The following is a 19,044-nucleotide window of genomic DNA, read 5'->3' as shown; positions in this document are numbered from 1 at the left end:
GAAGCAAACAAGATCGGTCTTAATTTGCCCTTCCAGCTCGCACAGTTCCCCGATCTAAAACAACCGACGCGCTATGCCATGTACACCTGGCAAGGCGGCCTTGGCCTGCCGGATCGGGAATACTATTTCAATGACGATGAGAAGTCGGAGAGCATTCGCATTCGCTACCGCGAACATATGACCCGCATGATGCTTATGACCGGTTTAGGCGATGCCAACGATGTGGATGCCATTTATCGGCTAGAGAAAAAGCTTGCTGACAAGCACATGAAAAAAGAGCTCACGCGCGACATCGTGAAGCTCTACAACCCCTATACCCGCGAGGAACTCAGCACGCTGGCGCCTAACTTTAACTGGGATCGCTACCTGGAAGCGTCCGATCTTGGTGACTTACCCCGACTCATCGTAGCCATGACCGACTACACGCGCGAATTCAGCGATATTTTTGCAGCGACCGATGTCGACACGTGGAAGACGTTTCTCACGTGGCAGGCACTGCGTAACAGTAGCCGACGACTGACCGCAAAGCTTGACGAAGAAACCTTTGATTTTTATCGCCGAACGCTCACCGGTGCCGAAGAGCAGCCGCCCATGTGGCGACGTGGCGTGAACGTGGTGAATGCGACGCTCGGCGAAGTGGTGGGCAAAGTGTATGTCAAACGACACTTTCCGCCTGCGGCTAAAACCGAAATGCAAACGCTCGTTGACAACCTCATCAACGCCTACGGCGACAGCATCAAGGCGCTTGATTGGATGGGCGAAGACACTCGCGCCGAGGCCCTCGATAAGCTGTCGAAGTTTACGCCCAAGATTGGCTACCCGGACATTTGGAAAGACTATGACGACCTGACCATCGACGCCAAAGATCTTTACGGCAATTTGGAACGCTCAAGTCGCGTGGAATATGCGCGTGCGCTCGCAAAGCTCAACGGTCCGGTGCAAAAGCACGAGTGGGCGATGACGCCTCAAACGGTCAACGCGTATTACAACCCGCCGCAGAATGAGATTGTGTTTCCGGCCGCTATTTTGCAGCCACCGTTTTTTGACCTTTCTGCCGATGAGGCGGTGAACTACGGCGCCATTGGCGCAGTGATTGGCCATGAGATTGGTCACGGGTTCGACGACTCGGGCAGCACGTTTGACGGCGACGGGGTGTTAAGAAACTGGTGGACGGACGACGACCGCGCCGAGTTTGAAAAACGCACGGCCAAGCTGATTGAACAATACAATGCGTTTAAAGTGTTTGACGATCTCAATGTGAACGGCGAGTTCACGCTCGGCGAGAACATCGGTGATCTGGGCGGTTTAAGCATCGCGCTCAAGGCCTACAAACTGTCGCTCAACGGCAACCCGGCGCCTGTGCTCGATGGTTTTACCGGTGAGCAACGCGTGTTTTTAGGCTATGCCCAAGCGTGGCTGTCCAAGTCGCGCGAAGAGGCCATGCGCCAGCGCGTTGGCACTGATCCGCATTCCCCGCCACAGTTTCGGGTCAATGGCGTCGTTCGCAACGTGCCCGAGTTTTATGAAGCGTTCGACGTGAAACCCACCGACGCGCTGTATCTGCCTCCGGAAGACCGAGTCAAAATTTGGTAAGACGCACAACATACGTGTCGCGAGACAATGAGGGCGCTTTCTCAAAAAGCGCCCTTTTTTGTGCGTCGAGGCAATTAATCGACACGCCCGGCACCGTCACCTAAACTGGTAGACTCATCACTACTCGCCGAAACATGTAGGTGCACGCCATGGCCGGACAAGTTGAATCGCTGACCAAACTGCTCAAAGAGCACGACGTGGGACTCTCTGCTGTCGCCGCCAACAAACTATTGTTAGCCGCGGGTGTGCTCGAAGAGCGAACGCGCCCCAGTTCTGCCGATCCCGCAAAAATAAAAAAATTCAAAGTCCTCACGGCGCTCGGACGCGAGTTTGGCGACAATATTCAAAACGACTTATCGCCGGAGACCACGCCGAAGTATTTTGTCGACACCTTTCCCGATTTGGTCACACGCTTCCTCAAACCTCCCGCCCGTGTGATCGAATCGGAATGAGAAACGCTACCTAATTAGACATAAGCTGCGCATCAGCCTGCCTGTGTGGCGGTGCTATACTCGTCTCACGCGCTGACAACAATAATCACCGGCGCCGAGCCCGCTATGAATACTCAGTCGATACTTTCCACAGGATTGCTTCTTATAACGCTATTGATCGCGCCCGACGCGCGCGCCCAAGCGGAGCTGCAAAACGATGACGACAACGACGGCATCATCAATCTCTACGACAACTGCTACACACGCCCGAATCCCTCGCAGTTCGACGCGGACGGCGACGGCTGGGGTAATGCCTGCGATCAGGATCTGAACAACGATGACAGTATCGATCTCAAAGACTTTGCGCTTTTGCGCGACGTTTTTCTCACTCAAAACAAACCCGCAGACTTTAACGAAGACGGTATCGTCAACTTTATCGATGTGCGTTGGTTCAAACTCGGCTTGAACAACGGACGACCCGGCCCGGCCATTGTGGTGCGATGGCTGGGCGGCTCGGGCGATTGGGGCAATCGGCACAACTGGCGGCCAGCCACGCTACCCACCTATTTGTTTACGCATGCCATCGTAAATACTGGTCCGGACGAGTTCGTGACGAGCGCCCCTACCATTGCTCATAGCGCGAAAAGCCTGCAATTAGACGGCAATCTACGCGTGTTTAATGGTCTCACCGTCCCTAAAGGTTTCGCGATGAATGGGCAGCTCATCATCGAGCAAGGCGGCGACGTCTACCCGTTCAGCGGATTAGATTTGAACGGCACCGTTTTATTGCAGGGAGGAACGCTCCACGTTGAAGTCATCCGTGAGATGGGCCAGTCAAGTCAGATTCGATTCGACAATGAAAGCCGGCTCGAATCAGTGACACCCGCTAACAGCGTGACTACCGCGGTTGATGTCGTAATACCGCCTGGCACAAAAGGTATTTTCAGCTCTCAGCGATTAACTCTGGACGGGGCAACCGTTCACATTCAGTCAGAACCTGATCGGCCTGAAATATTTAGCATGGAAGGCTTTGCGTTTGACGGGTCGGGCACCATTTCCATTTCTGGCAAAGCGAGCGATTCTTCGCCTGGACTCCTCTCGTTCGGGGCAAACGGTGGTCAATTCGGTGAACTCGGCGAGAATATCGAACTTCGCGTAGCGCCGGGTGCCAACGGTTATATTAACGGTCAGTCGCTCTCGATTGACGGCGATATTACGCTCACGAACAATGCCACGCTGCAGCTACCGCGCTTCGGCTCGCTGTCGAATGCCGGCGACCTGACCTGCGAGTCGGGAAGCCGTATTACCGAATTGGTCGACGGCAACACCAACGTGGGCGACAGCGTATTGATCAACACTCCTGGAGGCACGCTTACCGCCGATGAGTGCACGCTGAACTGGCCCACCCGATTGCTCAATCAAGGCACTTACACGGTCACCAATAGTCAGGCCCTGTTGCCCTTTATTGGATCGGGCGGTCAACCAGTGGACATCACGCGCTCCGACCTCATTATCGGGCGTTTTTACTCCCTGCTTGCACCCGACTTTTACATTGTGCACCCCGACCAAGACAACAATGTGGAACTTCGGCAATTGTTGCCACTTGATTCAGGCACGATTGAAATCGATGCGCAGCGATGGCGCATTGCGATTGCGAACGACATCGACACCGACGACGAAATCGGTTTCTCGTTTGGAACTGTCAAAAGCGACACGCCGTTCAATCTTGCCAATGGCGAAACACTAAGCCTGACCAATATGACGCTGGATGCTGACGTCACGATTGCCAGTGGCGCCACGCTTGCAGCAAGCAATATCACGCTGCAGGACCGCACGCTCACACTCGATGCCACCGCCAACGACCCACTTTTGCCCGCGCGTCTGGCGTTTGATTTTGACACAGCGCTCAGCGGTCAAGGCACAATTGTGATGCACACATCTGGCACCGCGTCGCGTAGCGTAATCATGCAAAACAACAGCAATGCGTCCATTGTACTGCCCCCAACGATCGATTTGGTCGCGTCGGGTACCGGCGCCAGCACCCTGAGCGCGGGTGACAATGACGGCGACATCGATCTGGCGGGTAGCATCACCATTGAAGGCGAAGCAGCGTCGTTTATTCTGACTTCCGATACGCGCGTATCCGGTGCCGTGACCTCAATGGGTGGCGGGCAGCTTAAGATCGACAACCGAGCGTTAACGTTTTCTGGATTGAGTTCGATGCTGCGTATCGAAGTCGCCGAAAGCGAATCGTCTCGCGCAGCCATCAACGCAACGGGGGCGGCCAGCATCGACATTACCGATGCCGCGCTCTCGCTGTTCGCCGCACCGGGCTACCTGCTTGAGAGCGAGAAAACCGTGCGCATCTTGGATCACGCCGCCGATTCGGCGCGCATTGGCGTATTTGGTGATACCACAGGCGCGGCGATCGACGGTCAGCCGTTCACGCTTGATTACGCATCCACCGACTTCACCCAGGCTGTTGGACCTGTGCTGCCACAGTGATAACGCGGTTGCTATCGAGCTCACCGCATGCTTCCCACATTGTTCGAGTCACCGTCACCACACAGGCGGCGGTTCGGCATAAATTGTGTTGTCGCGCACTTCGACGTTCCACGGCGCAAGAGAGCGACCGAGGCACGGACCGCCGACACACAGTCCGTTCTCCAATTCGAACATGGCACCGTGGGCTGAGCACATGATGTGTTCTTTGGTTTTAGTTAGAAATGCATGCGGCGCCCAATCCAGCGGGCGGCCCGCATGCGGGCAAGAATTTTTGTAGCCGTACACCTGGCCGTTTTTTTGCACCACAAATCCGAATACGGGGTGCTCACCCGCCATCGTTTTAAACCCAAACGCGCCGGGGTCACCGATCTCATCGAGGGAACAGACTTCGTGCCATGTCTTACCGTCATCAGACATTTTTATTGCACTCATTTTTACTTTGGCAAGTGATTAGCATTCTGCCGCGGCGCGAGGGCCACTCACCAATGCCCGCGCCGGTTCGTGTGATGTGCGATACCGCCACACCTGCCGCACTCCCTTCGAATTGATCGCCGTATTGATTCATGATCAGTCAGAGGACTCGTTCCAGGGCGCAACAATAAACAGCATTAGCATGCCCGGAATTGCACAGGCAAAACACAGTAAAAAGAACTTCTCATAGCCCATCGCCTCAATCAGAAAGCCAGTGCTTGCCGATGCCAGGGTGCGCGGCACCGCCGCCAAGCTCGACAACAGCGCAAACTGCGTTGCCGTAAACTCCGTGTTGCACAGCCTCGCCATAAAGGCGATGAGCGCCACTTGCCCCAAACCCACGCCGAGGTACTCGAGGCTGACCGCCGCGCCGAGCGGCACCAGCATCGACATCGATGTGCCAAACAGCACGAAACTGTCCTGCCCCTGTAGCGAGGCCAACCAGGCATAGCCCAAGATTGAGACGATCTGCGCAACCCCAAACACCCATAGCGCTCGATTGATGCCGAGTTTAATCATCATCACGCCGCCGATAATCGACCCCACCACCGCGGCCCACAGCTTGCAGGCTTTGGCCACTGCACCAATTTCCGTGAGCGAGTAGCCCATGTCGATGAAAAATGGTGTTTCAAGCGCTACGGCCATGTTGTCGCCAAGCTTGTAAAGCATCATGAACAGCAAAATGGCCCCAGCCTTACTGAGGTTCCGGCTTTTGCTAAAGAATTCGACAAACGGCTCCACAATCGCATCGAGTAAATTATCGGGCGCCTTGCCAGAGTGCTCGGGCTCGTCGCACACCAATGTTGTGAGCACCCCAACCAACATGAATGCCGCCACAATCATATTGACCGTGCTCCAAGGCATGTAGTCGGCCAAAATCAGTGCGAGCGACCCGGGCACCAGCGATGAAATCTTATACGCGTTGATGAAATAAGAGTTGCCGACACCGAGCTCGTCGTCGGACAGCAGCTCGCGGCGATAGGCATCGAGCACAATGTCCTGACTCGCCGAGAAAAAGGCGATGCCCCCCACCAACACCAATAGCAGCGACAGACTCTCAGCCGGTTTAACCAGCGACAGACTGGCAATGAGCAACACTAATGCGATCTGCGTGACGAGCATCCAACCACGACGTCTACCGAGCAGTGGCAGCGTGTAGCGGTCCATCAGCGGCGCCCAAATAAACTTCCATGTGTAGGGAAAACCGATTAACGCAAAAAGACCGATGGTTTTAAGGTCAATCCCCTCTACCCGCAGCCAGGCGGGCACCTGTTGAATCAGAATATAAAGCGGTAAACCCGACGCAAAGCCGGTGAACAGACACACGAGCATGCGCCGATTGAACAGCGTGGTCCAAAAGCGTTTGTCGGTGAATGCAACCATCTTTTATTAGACGTCGAGCTTAAAATCGTAGTCGTGGATGAGTGGCGCGTGATCAGAGAAGCGCTTGTCGCGATAGACACGGGTTTTAGTGAGCGTCTGACCTATTCCTGGCGTACACACCTGGTAGTCTATGCGCCACCCCACGTTATTCGCCCAAGCCTGGCCGCGATTGGACCACCAAGTGTACTCATGCTCTTTTTGTTTGAGCTGTCGGAAGCTGTCGATCAGACCCACGGGCCCAAACACCTCGTCGAGCCACGCTCGCTCTTCCGGTGTGAAGCCCGAGTTTTTCTGATTGCCCTTCCAGTTGCGAATATCTTCGTTTTTGTGAGCAATGTTCCAATCGCCACAGATCACATAGTCGCGTTTTTTCTTCTTGAGCGACTTTAGATACGGCAAAAACAGATTGAGGAATCGCCATTTGGCGTCCTGGCGTACGTCGCTGGACGAACCCGACGGTAAGTAGGCGCTGATGACACTCAGATTGCCAAACTGCACTTCGACAAAACGCCCTTCGTCATCAAACTCCTGCCATGCGTCTTGCCCACCGCATGCCTCTTTGAGTGTGCGAATCACTTTGCGTGGCTTGTGGCGGCTGTAAATCGCCACACCGCTGTAGCCTTTTTTTACCGCATCAACGTAGTAAACATGATGGTTGTTGGGGTGGAACACCGGGTCGGTTAGCTGATCGATTTGTGCCTTGGTCTCCTGTACGCAACACACATCGGCGCGCTGCCGTGAGAGCCACTGAAAAAAACCCTTGCGCGCCGCGGCACGGATGCCGTTCGTATTGACACTGATAATTCGCAACGTCTCTCCCCAACGATTAGTGAGGCGTGTATCATACCCAACCACACGGTGAAGCTCAGCATTCGTTCGTTAAATATCAGAACAAATCACGATTCACCACAATCGACTCGACACGCCATGATGCACAACACTCGCGATTCCGTTTGGTACTCAACATGACTCATTACACGCACGAATTCCTTCAGCTCGCGGTAAAACTGGGTGTGCTTCGATTTGGCGAATTCACGCTCAAGTCGGGCCGCACGAGTCCCTACTTTTTTAACGCAGGTTTGTTCAATAGTGGTGCCGCGCTGGCCAAACTGGGCGCGTATTACGCTCAGGCGCTGGTGGACTCAGGTGTTGAATTCGACATGCTGTTCGGCCCCGCTTACAAGGGCATTCCGCTCGCCTCGGTGACCGCCGCTGCGCTTTACCATGACCACGGCCGCGACGTGCCGTATGCGTTTGATCGCAAAGAGGCCAAAGCCCACGGCGAGGGTGGCAAAATTGTGGGTGCGCCGTTAGCGGGTCGTGTGATGATCGTGGACGATGTGATTACGGCGGGCACCGCCATCGGCGAAGCGATCGCGACGATCAACGCCGCTGATGCCACGGCCTGCGGTGCGCTTATCGCACTCGATAGACAAGAAAGAGGAAAAGGAGAATTATCGGCGATTCAAGAGGTTACGAAAGTTCACGAACTCGACGTGGTGAGCCTTGTCCGACTAGACGACCTGTTTGGATTTATCCGCGAACAGCACGACCCGGAGCTCGAATCGCATTTGGATGCACTGACGGCGTATCGCGAACGTTATGGTGAAAAATCGTCAGAATCCTGAGCCTTTCGCGACCCCGATCACACAGGATTATGAGGGTATTGTGCTATAAATGTGGCTAATTAGAGAGCAACCCGTTGTTTTATGTAATCTGGAGTTGACGTGACGCTATCCCGACCCATTCTTTGTTTGACCGCGCTCATGCTGGCAGCCCCCGTGGCCGCCGAGCAGATGTTCAAATGGGTGGACGAAAACGGCGTCACGCATTACGGCGACTCGGTACCGGCTAAATATGCCAACAAAGAACGACATGTTCTGAATGAGCAAGGTGTTACGGTCAAAAAGCTCGACCGCGAAAAAACCGACGCCGAACTCATCGCTGACGCCAAGCATCAAGCCGAACTTCAAGCGCAGGCCGCCGAAGTTGAACGCCAGCGCGAACGCGACCGGGTGCTGCTCGACACCTATCTCTCTGTAGATGAAATCGCTATGCTGCGCGATCGCCGCTTGATGGCCATCGAAGCGCAGGTGGGCGTCATCCGTCAGTATCTCGGCACCTTGCAGTCGCGTTGGGAAGAACTTGAAACCGAAACCCGCAAGTTCAACTTCCCGTATAACGAAGAATCCGACCTGCCCCCTCTCCCGGAGGATTTGGCTCAGCTCATCATCCACACCGAGCGGGCAATGGCCGAGCACATGCAGACCGTGCAAACGCTGCGACATGAGCAAAATCAAATCAAAGCGGAGTTTGCCGCCGACGCGGAACGCTTCAAGCAGCTAAAGGCACAAGCGCGCAACAACTAGCCTCGTCGGCGCTCGCGTTCGCCGCCAGCATCAGAGCAGAGCGCGTCGCTCTCGTTCCCGTTCAATTAACACCCGCTGACGGCAATCGGCGCACTAGCGCGTACCCGAATGCCCGAAACCACCCTCGCCGCGCTCAGTTTGATCGAACTCTTCCACCACGTTAAACGTCGCTTGGACCACCGGCACAAAGACCATCTGACAAATACGCTCACCCGGTTCGATCGTGTACGTTTTGCCTCCGCGATTCCAACACGAGACAAACACTTGACCCTGATAGTCTGAATCGATCAACCCGGTTAGATTCCCCAGCACCAAACCGTGCTTGTGACCCAAGCCCGACCGCGGTAGCAGCACAGCCGCAAGACTTGGATCGTTGATATGCATGGCAAAGCCCGTGGGCACGAGATGCGTTTCGCCTGGCTGAACCGCGAGCGGCTCGTCAATACACGCCCGAAGATCCAGTCCGGCCGATCCGGCCGTGGCATACGCCGGCAGCGCATCGCGAACGCGCGCATCGAGAACTTTGAGTTGAATAGCAGGCATGGCGTGTCCTTTCGGTTCAATCAGGCGCGCTGGATGCGCGTTTCAGCATAGCGTTGGGCAATGAGTTTGACGAGCGCTTCGCCGAGTGCTCTTTTGCTCATTGACGGCAATTCGTGCTCGGCATGGGCGGTCAGTACCAGTAGCGCATTGGTGTCGCTCTCAAATCCACGGTTTTCACCACAGGATTCAACATCGCCCACACGGTTGGCGGCAATCATATCGAGCTTTTTCCGCGCCAACTTATCGAGCGCGTACTCTTTGATCTTGTCGGTCTCCGCCGCAAACCCAACCGTGAATGGCGGTGAGGGTAAATGACCAACGCTCGCCAAAATATCCGGACACGGCTCAAGCTCGAGCGTGATGGTGTCACCGGACTTTTTGAGTTTGTGATCGCCGGCATTGGCTGGACGATAATCCGCTACGGCCGCGGCAGCAATAAACAAATCGACATCAGCAATTCTCTCGTGAACGGCGTCGTACATGTGTTGTGCCGACTCGACATCCACCCGCGTGACCTCATCGGGCGTGTCCAGTGATACTGGGCCACTAATCAGCGTTACCTGTGCGCCCGCTTCGACCGCCGCCTGCGCCACCGCATAGCCCATCTTGCCCGAACTGCGATTGGTCAAATAGCGAACCGGATCGAGTCGCTCACGCGTCGGCCCCGCGGTGATCATCACATTGACGCCATTCAGTGGTCCCTGCCGTCGGCGGTCGGTGAGTGTGCGCGCCACCTGCTCGACGATCGCGAGCGGTTCGAGCATGCGACCAGAGCCTGTTTCGCCGCACGCCTGATCGCCTTCGCCCGGTCCCATCAACACGACGCCGCGATCATCGAGCATGCGGGCGTTGGCGGCAGTCGCCTCATCCGCCCACATCACGCGGTTCATCGCTGGTGCAACACAGACCGGGTGCTCGGAAGCCAGACACAATGTGGTGAGTAAATCGTCGGCGCGCCCTTGCGCAAGACGGGCCATGAAATTGGCGCTAGCGGGCGCCACCACGATGACATCGGCCCAGCGCGCCAGCTCGATATGCCCCATGGCCGCTTCCGCATCACGATCGAACAAATCACCACGCACCGGCTTTCCCGACACCGCCTGAAACGTCAGCGGAGTGACAAACTGCGTGGCGCCCTGCGTCATCACTACCTGTACGTCACAACCGCGATCACGCAAACGCCGGACCAGGTCCGGACTCTTGTAGCTGGCGATACCGCCCGTCACACCCAGCAGTATCCGCTTATTGGTTAAGATATCGATCATGGCGCAAAGCTTACCCCATCATCGACGGCCTGACAGCCCACCCGCTGCCAGCGTGACAATCACCGCCCCCGTGGCCGGGCGATCGGACGGTGGAGGCCTCTATTGAGCACGAGATGGTTTAGGATAGAGCCGTTCAGTAGTGACGCAGGCGTGTGATGACCCCACCGACTCTTTATACGATCGACCAAGCGCGCGGCCCGCTGCGCGTTAAAACCAGCGACATTGAACTGGGCGTATTCGTCGCGGGTCCGGACGACGGGCTTCCGGTTATCTTGTGCCACGGTTTTCCGGAGCTGGCGTATTCATGGCGGGCTCAGGTGGCGGCCTTGAGTCACGCCGGTTTTCGGGTAATCGCACCCGATATGCGCGGGTATGGGCATTCGGATCAACCGATCGATATCGCGGCGTATTCACTGGCAAATCTATGTGCCGACATGGCTGGCCTGCTCGACGCTTTTGCGATTGAAGCCGCCGTATTTATCGGTCATGACTGGGGCGGCAACGTGGTTTGGCAAATGCCGTTGCGTTATCCCGAGCGCGTGCTCGGCGTCGCCGGTCTCAATATGCCGTTCGTGCCGTATCACGCGCCGCGCCCGGCGGTCGAAGCCTATCGCGAAAAGTATGGCGACGACATGTACATCGTGCGCTTTCAAGAACCCGGCGTTGAGAAAATTCTCGAGGCGGACTGCGACGCGACAATGAAATTTTTCATGCGTAAGAGCCGCTATACGCCTGAAGAGTTCGCGCGCGCGCCAGCGCATGCTCGTAACCTTGATTTCCTGGGCGCGATTGAAAACGGCGACAAAACCGAATGGGCAAAGCACGTGTTCTTAAGCCGGGAAGAACTCGCCGTGTACGCCGGCACGTTTTCGCATAACGGCTTTCGCGGCCCGGTCAACTGGTACCGCAATTTCGAGCGCAATTGGCGCCAGGACAAAGGCCTTCCTCAATTGGTGGAGCAGCCAAGCCTAATGATCATGGCGGACAACGATGTGGTGTTGCCGCCTTCAGCAGCCGATCATATGGAAACCTATGTGCCGAATCTCACTCGTCACCTGGTCAAAGAATGCGGTCACTGGACCATGCAAGAGCAACCCGAAGAGGTGAATCGGGTACTCATCGACTGGTTAGAATCCTCCTGGTGATTGATAACTGCGAGCGGTGTTGACCTGTCTTTCGCGTGCGTACCGCGATGCGCAAGCGAGGCGTTTAGCAAGACTGATTTCACATTCACCGCGTGCCTCGTTGTTACTCACGCCTAACTCGCCACAGGGTATCGGGTGTTCCTGTCGAGCCGCACACTCGTTGCATCGTTCATAACACACCGCGAACGCTACCCCGACCCCATTCCGGCGGGTCAATATTACTCCCACGATTACCGCAATTCGTTTATTGAGCGGGAGCGGTCGTCGCGGCACACTTTTATCGTCGCCCACGCCCAAGGACGGGAAATGAGGATGAGGATATGCCACTAAGCGACTGGCCAGCCGGCGAGCGCCCTCGCGAAAGATTGTTTTCACAGGGCGCCGCCGCGCTGTCCGACTCAGAACTACTCGCCATTGTGCTTGGTCGCGGAATTCGCGGCTTGACCGCCGTTGATCTAGCCAGGGAATGTCTAATCGAGTTTGGTAATGTGCGCACGCTACTGCACAGCCCGGTCACCAAACTGTTGACTCAACGCGGACTCGGCCCCGCCCGCGTCGCGACCTTAAGGGCGGCTACCGAGCTTGTGCGGCGAAGTTTGTCCGAAACACTTCAGCGCGGCAGTCCGATGCTTAAACCGCGCGATACCGAGGCGTTTTTGCAGGCGCAGCTTCGCGACCGACAGCACGAGGTATTCTGTGTGCTTTTGCTCGACAACCGACACCGTATCATCGAGTTTTGCGAGCTTTTTCGCGGCACGATTGATGGTGCGAGCGTGCACGCGCGGGAAGTCGTCAAACACGCGTTGTTCACCAACGCGGCCGCGGTTATTTTTGCCCACAATCATCCGAGTGGAATAGCCGAACCAAGCGCGGCCGATGAACGCATTACGCGCAAGTTACAGCACGCCCTGGCGCTGGTCGATATACGCGTGCTCGATCACTTTGTGGTCGGAGATGGCCATACCGTCTCGTTTGCCGCGCGAGGTTTACTGTGAATCACAACCAACGGACGTCACATGGTTCAGCACTCTCGAGAGCGCTCTGCACGAACATCGAGGGCCGACGCCCGTACTTCGGATAAAGAAAGGCGCGATGGATACCGAGCAAATTCTCGATCACCACCGCGCCGGCTATCTTCACGTCTTGCGCTCGGCCCGCCAGGGATTCACTGTGCGACTCGAGGCGCTCGGACACGCCACAGCGCGTGTACTAGAGATTGCCAAATTTGCCGTTGTCGTTTTTCCACTGAGATTTGGGTGCGATCGTTTCAATGACATCCCAGTGCTCGACGATCTTGCCATTGTCTACGCGAAACAGATCGTAGAAAGAGGTGTGCTGATCGGCAAACGTACCTTCACTGATCACCAGCACAAAGTTGCCCTCACCGAGCACTTTGTGGACAGTGTGATACACCATAGTGATGCCTTGCTTAGCCATCGCCTCGAGTGCGGCACTCAGTCCAGACAAACCGTCCGCAACCGCTGTGTTGTGCTGTCGGTAATTGTCACCCTCGATAAACTCGTTCACCCGATCAAATTGCCCCTTGACCAGTATGGTCTCCACAAAGTCACCAACCAGTCGCTTGTTGTCGGCCGTAGCCGCTAATTCGGTTGCTCGTGTGGGGCCGTCAAGTTGAGTGCGGCCGCTCGGATTGGGCTGGGCCGCTTTCTCGGCAAGATTATCCCAGTGCTCAACAATGCGCCCGTTTTCAAATCGAAACACATCGAAACCCACTTTGGGCCCGAAGAAATCATAATCGGTGTGGGTAAACACATAGTCCCCATCTTCGAACGCGCGCACAACTCGCGCTTTGGCACTGCCCCGGGGCAGCGCCTGCATGACCTCACCGAACCCCGCCAGGCCATCACCCACCAATAGATTATGCTGGGTGTAGTTTTGCGGATCGATAAATGCAATTGGTGCTGTATCGCCCGTCTCGATACTTTCAAGAAGCGCGATGGCTTTTACTCGGTTAGACAGTTCCGGCACCTCCGATGGTGTATCGGTTGACGCACATGCGGATAAGAACAAGACCGGCGCAACCGCCGTGATGAACCAATTCGAACGCATCACAAATCCCCCTCTGAATAGAATAGGATCCAGCCTACTCCGGGTGCCGAGTGTACGAAAGGTAGATTAGAGCCCTTTTACGGTGACTTTATACTCAGGCGCCGCACCATGCTGGACTGGCGGTGCGATTGTCAGGCGATCTCGCGCTGAAATTGACTTGGGGTAAACCCAGCGTGCTTTTTGAAATACTTCACAAAATTACTGACATCATCGAAACCAAATTGATACGCAAGCTGCGATACCTTAATGCGTTCAATTGCCAAGCGGCGCTTGGCTTCCAGAATAATGTGCGCGTCGATCAACTGCTTGGGCGTTTTTTGAGTCATCTGCTTACACAATTTATTCAATGTCTTGTACGACAACCCCAACGACTCGGCATATCCCGAGGCGTCTTTACTGGTCGAAAACTGTGACTGCACCAGCTCCATAAAACGCGCAAAGCGCTGTTGGTCATGCTCACTAATCAGGCCGTCAGTAGACGCCGGGCGGTATCGATGCAGCTTGACCATGAGCGTTGAAAACAGCAATTTGGTCACCGTCCCGTCACCCTGTTCATCGCGTTCTTTGCTCAACTCCAACAGCAGTGTTTCGCAGCTCGCCTTCAATCGGCCTTCAACGGTTAACACCGGCGCAAAGGACTCGGAATGGAAGCCGGTATTAAATGCTGCGAATCGAATATGGGTGCGAATCGAGTCAACAAAATCCTGAGTGAACAGCAATATGTATCCGCGTGGACGATGGTCCCGATCAAACGCGTTAACTTGATGCCGATTGGCAAAAATAAAGCTGCCCGCACGGAAGGGCTGAGCATGAAAATCAATCGTATGGGCACCGCGTCCTTCTGCGATGTACACCAGATGATGAAAATTGATGCGATGAGGCGAAAATGGGTCGATGTCGAGCTGATCCGATCGTTCATACAGCGAATCGAGCTCGATCAGCTCAAAGTCACCGCCAAAAGTCTGGGTGGGTGCGAACTCAACGACAGGAATGGACGTAGTGTCGGCCATGGCGACCGATCATAACCCGATCAACGCCTGCACAACAGTGAGCGAAATCAATCGGTTGCATGATAGGGCGTCATTCGTCGACCGGCGACGTCGACGTGTTCGATTCGGTGCTGAGCAGTGACCGCACCAGCCTGCGCTTGGAGCGATGGACCAAACTTTGCTGGAGCAACTTAACACGCTGATTTATCTATTTATTCGAACTTTAATGAGCCCGTCCGCAACTCAACATCGTTCCTGTCGCTGGCCCGACAGGAGAAACTGTCGAACCGACCACACCGAGGCCAATAAGTGATTGCTATTGCCGGCATTGGCTGGTATAAATTGCGGCCCTTTCAGTGAGCGCTGAGGCCGGCGTGCGCGGTGACCGCGAAAATCGGCTAAGTTATTGAGGAATATAGAAATGTCTAGAATTTGCCAAGTGACCGGCAAGGGCCCGACAACCGGAAACAACGTGTCGCACGCCAACAACCGCACGCGACGACGCTTTTTGCCCAACCTGCACACGCACCGAATTTGGGTAGAGTCCGAAAACCGCTACGTTAAGCTTCGGGTGTCCAAGAAAGGTCTGCGTATCATCGATCGCGACGGCATCGACGCGGTTTTGAAAAAACTGCGTAACAAAGGCGTAAAGGTTTAAAGGAGACTACTCATGCGCGATAAAATTCGACTGGTGTCGTCTGCTGGAACCGGACACTTCTACACCACAACAAAAAACAAACGCCTGCACCCGGAAAAAATGGTCGTGAAAAAGTTCGACCCCCGTGTGCGTAAGCATGTTGAGTACAAGGAAGCGAAGATCAAGTAATCGCCACCCGCTCAACACCGAAATACCCGCCCATTGGCGGGTTTTTTGTGCGCGATTCGTTGGTAGCGATGGAAACAGCGTTTGGGCTGCCCAGTTGAATCCATCCACACAGCCGGTTTAGCTGGATGCGAGTTCCACACGCAGCCACGCACGTGCGGCCCGCCATCCGCGTTTAACGGTAGCGGGTGAGGCGTCCATCACGCTTGCCACCTCGTCCACTGTGAGACCGCCAAAATAGCGCATCTCCACAATGCTCGCATGACTGTCGTTGATGTTCTTGAGCTTCACGAGCGCCTCTTCGAGCGCAAGTAAATCCACCGCCTGATCATTGCGTCCCTGCAGCTCTGTGATCAGCGTGACTTTTTGGTGCTTTCGTTTGTTTGATTTTTTTTGCCGCGCGTGGTCGATCAACACGCGCCGCATCATGCGAGACGCCAACGCCATAAAGTGAGGTTTATCGTTCCAATTAATACTCTCAAGACTCATCAGTCGAATAACCGCTTCATTAACCAAGTCCCCCGGTGATAGTGACACCGCGCCCTCTCGCGACAGCATGGCTGCGGACAACAATCGCAGCTCATGATAGAGCTGATCAAACAGCGCATCGCGCGCATCGAGATCGCCGCTGCGCCACTCATCGAGCAACACGGCTACATTTTTTTCAGGCGGCATTGCCATCACTCACGTTCGATGCTGGCCACAAGCGAAAACAACACACACAGCATGACGTAGCCGCTATCACTGGTTCGCCTAAACCGTCACACGGCAAAGCGCGCTCGCGTTGACTCAAGGGCATGGGGGCTGTGATTCCACATAGGCTTTGATTCCAGCCCGATCATTTTCGATCAGGTTACCCGCATCATCCATGAGCTGCCCCCAACGCTGCACTTCGGCAAGACTTTTGCACCGCCCTTCGTCATTGCCCCAGCCCTCATAGAACGCCGTTAGCTGTGCATTGATCACCATCATTGATCGCTGCGCCGAGCCCATGTCGGGATTCTCGTCGTAGCGTGCCTGGAAGAAGTCTCTCGACGCCATCATCATCGTTTCCGCTTCCTCAAAGCGCTTAAGCGCGACCAAACTTCTGGCAGCTTCGCCTTGAAAAGAGGCGATGCCCCGGGCCGCATCAATATTACCGGGGTCTCGTTGTGCAATATAGCGCGTGTATTCAATGGCCTTTTCAAAATTCTCCACGGCGGCGTCGTGATCATTGGCCATCCAACTCGGTGTGGCTAATCGCCAGTAGCTAGTCGCCATAGCCCGATGCTTAAGCATATTGGCGGCTGGATCGTCGCTGCCGCGAGAGCGTTCGATCTCTATGGCTCGCTTCGCAATTGGAATCGCTTGTTCGGCGGTTTCGTCTGTACTCAAAAACTCGGCTTTTGAGCGTACCGCTTTGGCGATGTCCTCAATCAGCGTCGCATCGTTCGGATAGGTTTCAAGTAGTCGTTCGTATTCACCAATAACAGCCGACACCAATTCGGTGGCTTGCTCTCGCCGATCATCCCAGCGCTGAGTAATGGCAAGCTCCATCTGACTCACAAGCAAGTCTTTCTTTAGGTCAAGACTATCCGGCTGAAGCGCAAGCGCGCGTTCACTCAGTGCAATCGCCTCTTCGAGCAGTACTTCCGCGTCATCGCTTTGACCTTCAATGAAAAACTCCCGGGTGGCGCGCACCAGCGCCATGTCGCGGCGGGCCTTGAGTAAAGGCACCGTCTCAGGCGCGTTGGTATCGATGCTCGCAAGAATGGTTTGGGCGCGATCGATGTAGCCTTTGGCTTCCTCGTAGTCGCCCATATGGCTCATACGCGGCGAACCTAAAATATCGGCGAGTCGAACAAATCCTTCTGCGGCCTCTGTTTTGAGTTCGTCTGAGGCGCTGGCATCCAGCGACAGTTCGTTGAGATATTCGGTGGCCGCCAATGCTAATCGCTGTTTCGCAGCGAGTGTTCCGGCCACTGCATCCATCTCATCATAGATGTCGAAGATCATCGTGTTCGCCAGTTCGCGCACGTCATTAAACCGCTGATCCGCCACCGCGCGTGCTTGCTCGGCGTCGTTATACAAATGCGTGGTGATGGCAAGCGCGCCAATCAACCCCACCATCGCCAACGTCGACGCGGTCACCGCTAAACGATTGCGTCCAACAAACTTACGCATTCGGTAAGCCCAGCCGCCGTTCACTGCATTGACCGCGTGGCCGTCGAGAAGATTTTGGATATCGTCGGCCAACGCATCCACCGACGCATACCGTGTTGCGGGGTCGTTATGCGTCGCCTTATTCACTACCGCATCAAATTCCGCGGTTTTTTGCGATGATGCCACCATCGCATCCAAGAGCTTTCCAAGCGAGAAAATGTCCGACAACGTGTTCACGCTCTGACCAAACTGACGCTCTGGTGCGGCGTAACCCGGCGTGAAACTCAGACTCGCCACACTATCCTCTGTTTGGGATGCGTCCCTTTCGTCAACGCTCGGTTTCGCAATGCCAAAGTCAATGAGCTTGACGTCACCGTCTTGTGTGACCAACACATTGGCGGGCGTGATATCGCGATGAATAATGAGGTTTTGGTGTGCGTAGGACACCGCGCTACACACCGTAGCGAAAAGGGCGAGTCTGCCTGCCAAGGACAACGACCGGCGAGCGGCCCACTCTGTGATCGGCAAGCCCTCAATATATTCCATGACGATGTAGGGCTCACCGTCTTGGGTTTCGCCGCCGTCGAACAACCGCGCAATGTTCGGGTGAGAAAAACTCGCTAGAATTTGCTGCTCGTTTTGAAACCGCGGCCGCAGTTTATCGGTCAGCAGGCCTTGTCGAATAATCTTGATCGCGACGGTGTGATCAAAGTCGCCCGTGCGGCGCTCACCCTTTAGCACGGCACCCATACCGCCTTGCCCGATACGTTCGGTGATGGCGTACGCGCCGATGGATTCCGGTAACGCCGATTGTGTGACGTCGCGCATGTGATCGCGCACCGCGCCACCGGTGGCAATGATCGAGTCCGCTTCGCCATCGGCGGCGAGCAGCGCAAGCGCCTGCTGACGCACCGCGTCGCTCACACCCTCGTAAGCCATTAACCACTCTTGGCGCGATACCGATGGTTGCTCGAGCGCTTGTTCAAACAGTGCCAGAACCTTGGCTCCAAACTCATCCGTTGAGTTCGACATGATGCCCCCCACTTGGCTAGTTGTTCGTGACGTTGCGGCGGAGTTTGTCAGCGACGCCGTTTGCTTAGCTGGTTGCCAACCCTCTCGAGACGCGACACCTTGATTCGCCTCGGCTTAATCCCCTACAAAACCGCTTTTCTAAGGCTTTTGATCATACGCGCAACGGGACAATTCGGGCAAATTCACGTCGACAGCCGTCGTTATTATGGTCAATTGTAGCGGACAAACAGTCGCCACCCGTCCGGTCGGCGCACCCCAGCGCAGACATCAGTAGCGGGGCGAG

18 protein-coding genes are annotated in these 19,044 nt (G+C 55.5%); 9 read left to right on the top strand and 9 right to left on the bottom strand.

Annotation, left to right across the window (positions count from 1 at the left end; genetic code table 11):
* The 3 genes from AAF465_02160 to AAF465_02150 all read left to right on the top strand — a co-directional run.
* The coding region (locus AAF465_02160) for a M13 family metallopeptidase (GenBank protein MEM7081529.1) at positions 1-1,593 on the top strand (1,593 nt) is incomplete at its 5' end.
* A 149-nt stretch (positions 1,594-1,742) separates the two neighbouring features.
* Positions 1,743-2,045, top strand: a complete 303-nt coding sequence (locus tag AAF465_02155) for a hypothetical protein (GenBank protein MEM7081528.1) — start codon at positions 1,743-1,745, stop codon at positions 2,043-2,045.
* Positions 2,046-2,150: 105 nt separating this feature from the next.
* Positions 2,151-4,529 (top strand): hypothetical protein, encoded by a 2,379-nt coding sequence (locus AAF465_02150; protein MEM7081527.1) that lies wholly within the window; start codon positions 2,151-2,153, stop codon positions 4,527-4,529.
* Between the two features lie 54 nt (positions 4,530-4,583).
* Here AAF465_02150 and AAF465_02145 read toward each other — a convergent pair whose 3' ends face one another.
* The 3 genes from AAF465_02145 to AAF465_02135 form a co-directional block, all read right to left on the bottom strand.
* Entirely contained in the window at positions 4,584-4,946 is a 363-nt protein-coding gene (locus AAF465_02145) for a Rieske (2Fe-2S) protein (protein MEM7081526.1), read from the bottom strand.
* Positions 4,947-5,096: 150 nt separating this feature from the next.
* Complete coding sequence (locus tag AAF465_02140; protein MEM7081525.1) at positions 5,097-6,383, bottom strand: AmpG family muropeptide MFS transporter; 1,287 nt, start codon at positions 6,381-6,383, stop codon at positions 5,097-5,099.
* A 6-nt stretch (positions 6,384-6,389) separates the two neighbouring features.
* Positions 6,390-7,193: an exodeoxyribonuclease III gene (locus AAF465_02135; protein ID MEM7081524.1), complete on the bottom strand. Its 804-nt coding sequence runs from the start codon at positions 7,191-7,193 to the stop codon at positions 6,390-6,392.
* A 155-nt stretch (positions 7,194-7,348) separates the two neighbouring features.
* Here AAF465_02135 and pyrE point away from each other — a divergent pair, with 155 nt between their 5' ends.
* Together pyrE and AAF465_02125 are read left to right on the top strand one after the other, a co-directional pair.
* Complete coding sequence (pyrE, locus tag AAF465_02130) at positions 7,349-8,011, top strand: orotate phosphoribosyltransferase (GenBank protein MEM7081523.1); 663 nt, start codon at positions 7,349-7,351, stop codon at positions 8,009-8,011.
* 99 nt (positions 8,012-8,110) lie between these two features.
* Positions 8,111-8,752 carry a DUF4124 domain-containing protein gene (locus AAF465_02125; protein ID MEM7081522.1) on the top strand — a complete coding sequence of 214 codons (642 nt, stop codon included), beginning with the start codon at positions 8,111-8,113 and terminating at the stop codon, positions 8,750-8,752.
* Between the two features lie 93 nt (positions 8,753-8,845).
* Here the strand turns inward: AAF465_02125 and dut are convergent, their stop codons facing one another.
* Positions 8,846-9,295: a dUTP diphosphatase gene (gene dut / locus AAF465_02120; protein MEM7081521.1), complete on the bottom strand. Its 450-nt coding sequence runs from the start codon at positions 9,293-9,295 to the stop codon at positions 8,846-8,848.
* A 20-nt stretch (positions 9,296-9,315) separates the two neighbouring features.
* Positions 9,316-10,560, bottom strand: coding sequence for a bifunctional phosphopantothenoylcysteine decarboxylase/phosphopantothenate--cysteine ligase CoaBC (coaBC, locus tag AAF465_02115; GenBank protein MEM7081520.1), 1,245 nt, complete (start codon positions 10,558-10,560; stop codon positions 9,316-9,318).
* A gap of 155 nt (positions 10,561-10,715) precedes the next feature.
* On the opposite strand from coaBC, the gene AAF465_02110 reads away from it, so the two are divergent.
* Positions 10,716-11,705 (top strand): alpha/beta hydrolase, encoded by a 990-nt coding sequence (locus AAF465_02110; GenBank protein MEM7081519.1) that lies wholly within the window; start codon positions 10,716-10,718, stop codon positions 11,703-11,705.
* Positions 11,706-12,025: 320 nt separating this feature from the next.
* Entirely contained in the window at positions 12,026-12,700 is a 675-nt protein-coding gene (gene radC / locus AAF465_02105) for a DNA repair protein RadC (GenBank protein ID MEM7081518.1), read from the top strand.
* A 214-nt stretch (positions 12,701-12,914) separates the two neighbouring features.
* Here radC and AAF465_02100 read toward each other — a convergent pair whose 3' ends face one another.
* Both AAF465_02100 and AAF465_02095 read right to left on the bottom strand, forming a co-directional pair.
* Entirely contained in the window at positions 12,915-13,775 is an 861-nt protein-coding gene (locus AAF465_02100; protein ID MEM7081517.1) for a nuclear transport factor 2 family protein, read from the bottom strand.
* Positions 13,776-13,906: 131 nt separating this feature from the next.
* Positions 13,907-14,785, bottom strand: a complete 879-nt coding sequence (locus tag AAF465_02095) for a helix-turn-helix transcriptional regulator (GenBank protein ID MEM7081516.1) — start codon at positions 14,783-14,785, stop codon at positions 13,907-13,909.
* Positions 14,786-15,185: 400 nt separating this feature from the next.
* Between AAF465_02095 and rpmB the strand changes: the two genes are divergently transcribed.
* Positions 15,186-15,422 carry a 50S ribosomal protein L28 gene (rpmB, locus tag AAF465_02090; protein MEM7081515.1) on the top strand — a complete coding sequence of 79 codons (237 nt, stop codon included), beginning with the start codon at positions 15,186-15,188 and terminating at the stop codon, positions 15,420-15,422.
* Positions 15,423-15,434: 12 nt separating this feature from the next.
* Positions 15,435-15,590 (top strand): 50S ribosomal protein L33, encoded by a 156-nt coding sequence (rpmG, locus tag AAF465_02085; GenBank protein MEM7081514.1) that lies wholly within the window; start codon positions 15,435-15,437, stop codon positions 15,588-15,590.
* A gap of 117 nt (positions 15,591-15,707) precedes the next feature.
* Here rpmG and AAF465_02080 read toward each other — a convergent pair whose 3' ends face one another.
* Together AAF465_02080 and AAF465_02075 are read right to left on the bottom strand one after the other, a co-directional pair.
* Positions 15,708-16,262: an ECF-type sigma factor gene (locus AAF465_02080; protein ID MEM7081513.1), complete on the bottom strand. Its 555-nt coding sequence runs from the start codon at positions 16,260-16,262 to the stop codon at positions 15,708-15,710.
* Positions 16,263-16,376: 114 nt separating this feature from the next.
* On the bottom strand, positions 16,377-18,761 hold the full coding sequence (locus tag AAF465_02075; GenBank protein MEM7081512.1) for a serine/threonine-protein kinase: 2,385 nt from the start codon (positions 18,759-18,761) through the stop codon (positions 16,377-16,379).
* Positions 18,762-19,044: the final 283 nt, after the last annotated feature.

This window comes from Pseudomonadota bacterium (assembly GCA_039028935.1).
GTDB lineage: Bacteria > Pseudomonadota > Gammaproteobacteria > Steroidobacterales > SZUA-146 > SZUA-146.
The sequence above is the reverse complement of the archived record's forward strand: the minus strand, read 5'-3'. Positions and strand labels throughout refer to the sequence as shown.

Coding starts and splice junctions, on each gene's coding strand:
- rpmG (MEM7081514.1), top strand. CDS start 15,435: ATGCGCGATAAAATTCGACTGGTGTCGTCTGCTGGAACCGGACACTTC.
- pyrE (MEM7081523.1), top strand. CDS start 7,349: ATGACTCATTACACGCACGAATTCCTTCAGCTCGCGGTAAAACTGGGT.
- AAF465_02110 (MEM7081519.1), top strand. CDS start 10,716: ATGACCCCACCGACTCTTTATACGATCGACCAAGCGCGCGGCCCGCTG.
- AAF465_02145 (MEM7081526.1), bottom strand. CDS start 4,946: ATGTCTGATGACGGTAAGACATGGCACGAAGTCTGTTCCCTCGATGAG.
- dut (MEM7081521.1), bottom strand. CDS start 9,295: ATGCCTGCTATTCAACTCAAAGTTCTCGATGCGCGCGTTCGCGATGCG.
- rpmB (MEM7081515.1), top strand. CDS start 15,186: ATGTCTAGAATTTGCCAAGTGACCGGCAAGGGCCCGACAACCGGAAAC.
- AAF465_02155 (MEM7081528.1), top strand. CDS start 1,743: ATGGCCGGACAAGTTGAATCGCTGACCAAACTGCTCAAAGAGCACGAC.
- AAF465_02140 (MEM7081525.1), bottom strand. CDS start 6,383: ATGGTTGCATTCACCGACAAACGCTTTTGGACCACGCTGTTCAATCGG.
- coaBC (MEM7081520.1), bottom strand. CDS start 10,560: ATGATCGATATCTTAACCAATAAGCGGATACTGCTGGGTGTGACGGGC.
- radC (MEM7081518.1), top strand. CDS start 12,026: ATGCCACTAAGCGACTGGCCAGCCGGCGAGCGCCCTCGCGAAAGATTG.
- AAF465_02080 (MEM7081513.1), bottom strand. CDS start 16,262: ATGCCGCCTGAAAAAAATGTAGCCGTGTTGCTCGATGAGTGGCGCAGC.
- AAF465_02075 (MEM7081512.1), bottom strand. CDS start 18,761: ATGTCGAACTCAACGGATGAGTTTGGAGCCAAGGTTCTGGCACTGTTT.
- AAF465_02100 (MEM7081517.1), bottom strand. CDS start 13,775: ATGCGTTCGAATTGGTTCATCACGGCGGTTGCGCCGGTCTTGTTCTTA.
- AAF465_02150 (MEM7081527.1), top strand. CDS start 2,151: ATGAATACTCAGTCGATACTTTCCACAGGATTGCTTCTTATAACGCTA.
- AAF465_02095 (MEM7081516.1), bottom strand. CDS start 14,785: ATGGCCGACACTACGTCCATTCCTGTCGTTGAGTTCGCACCCACCCAG.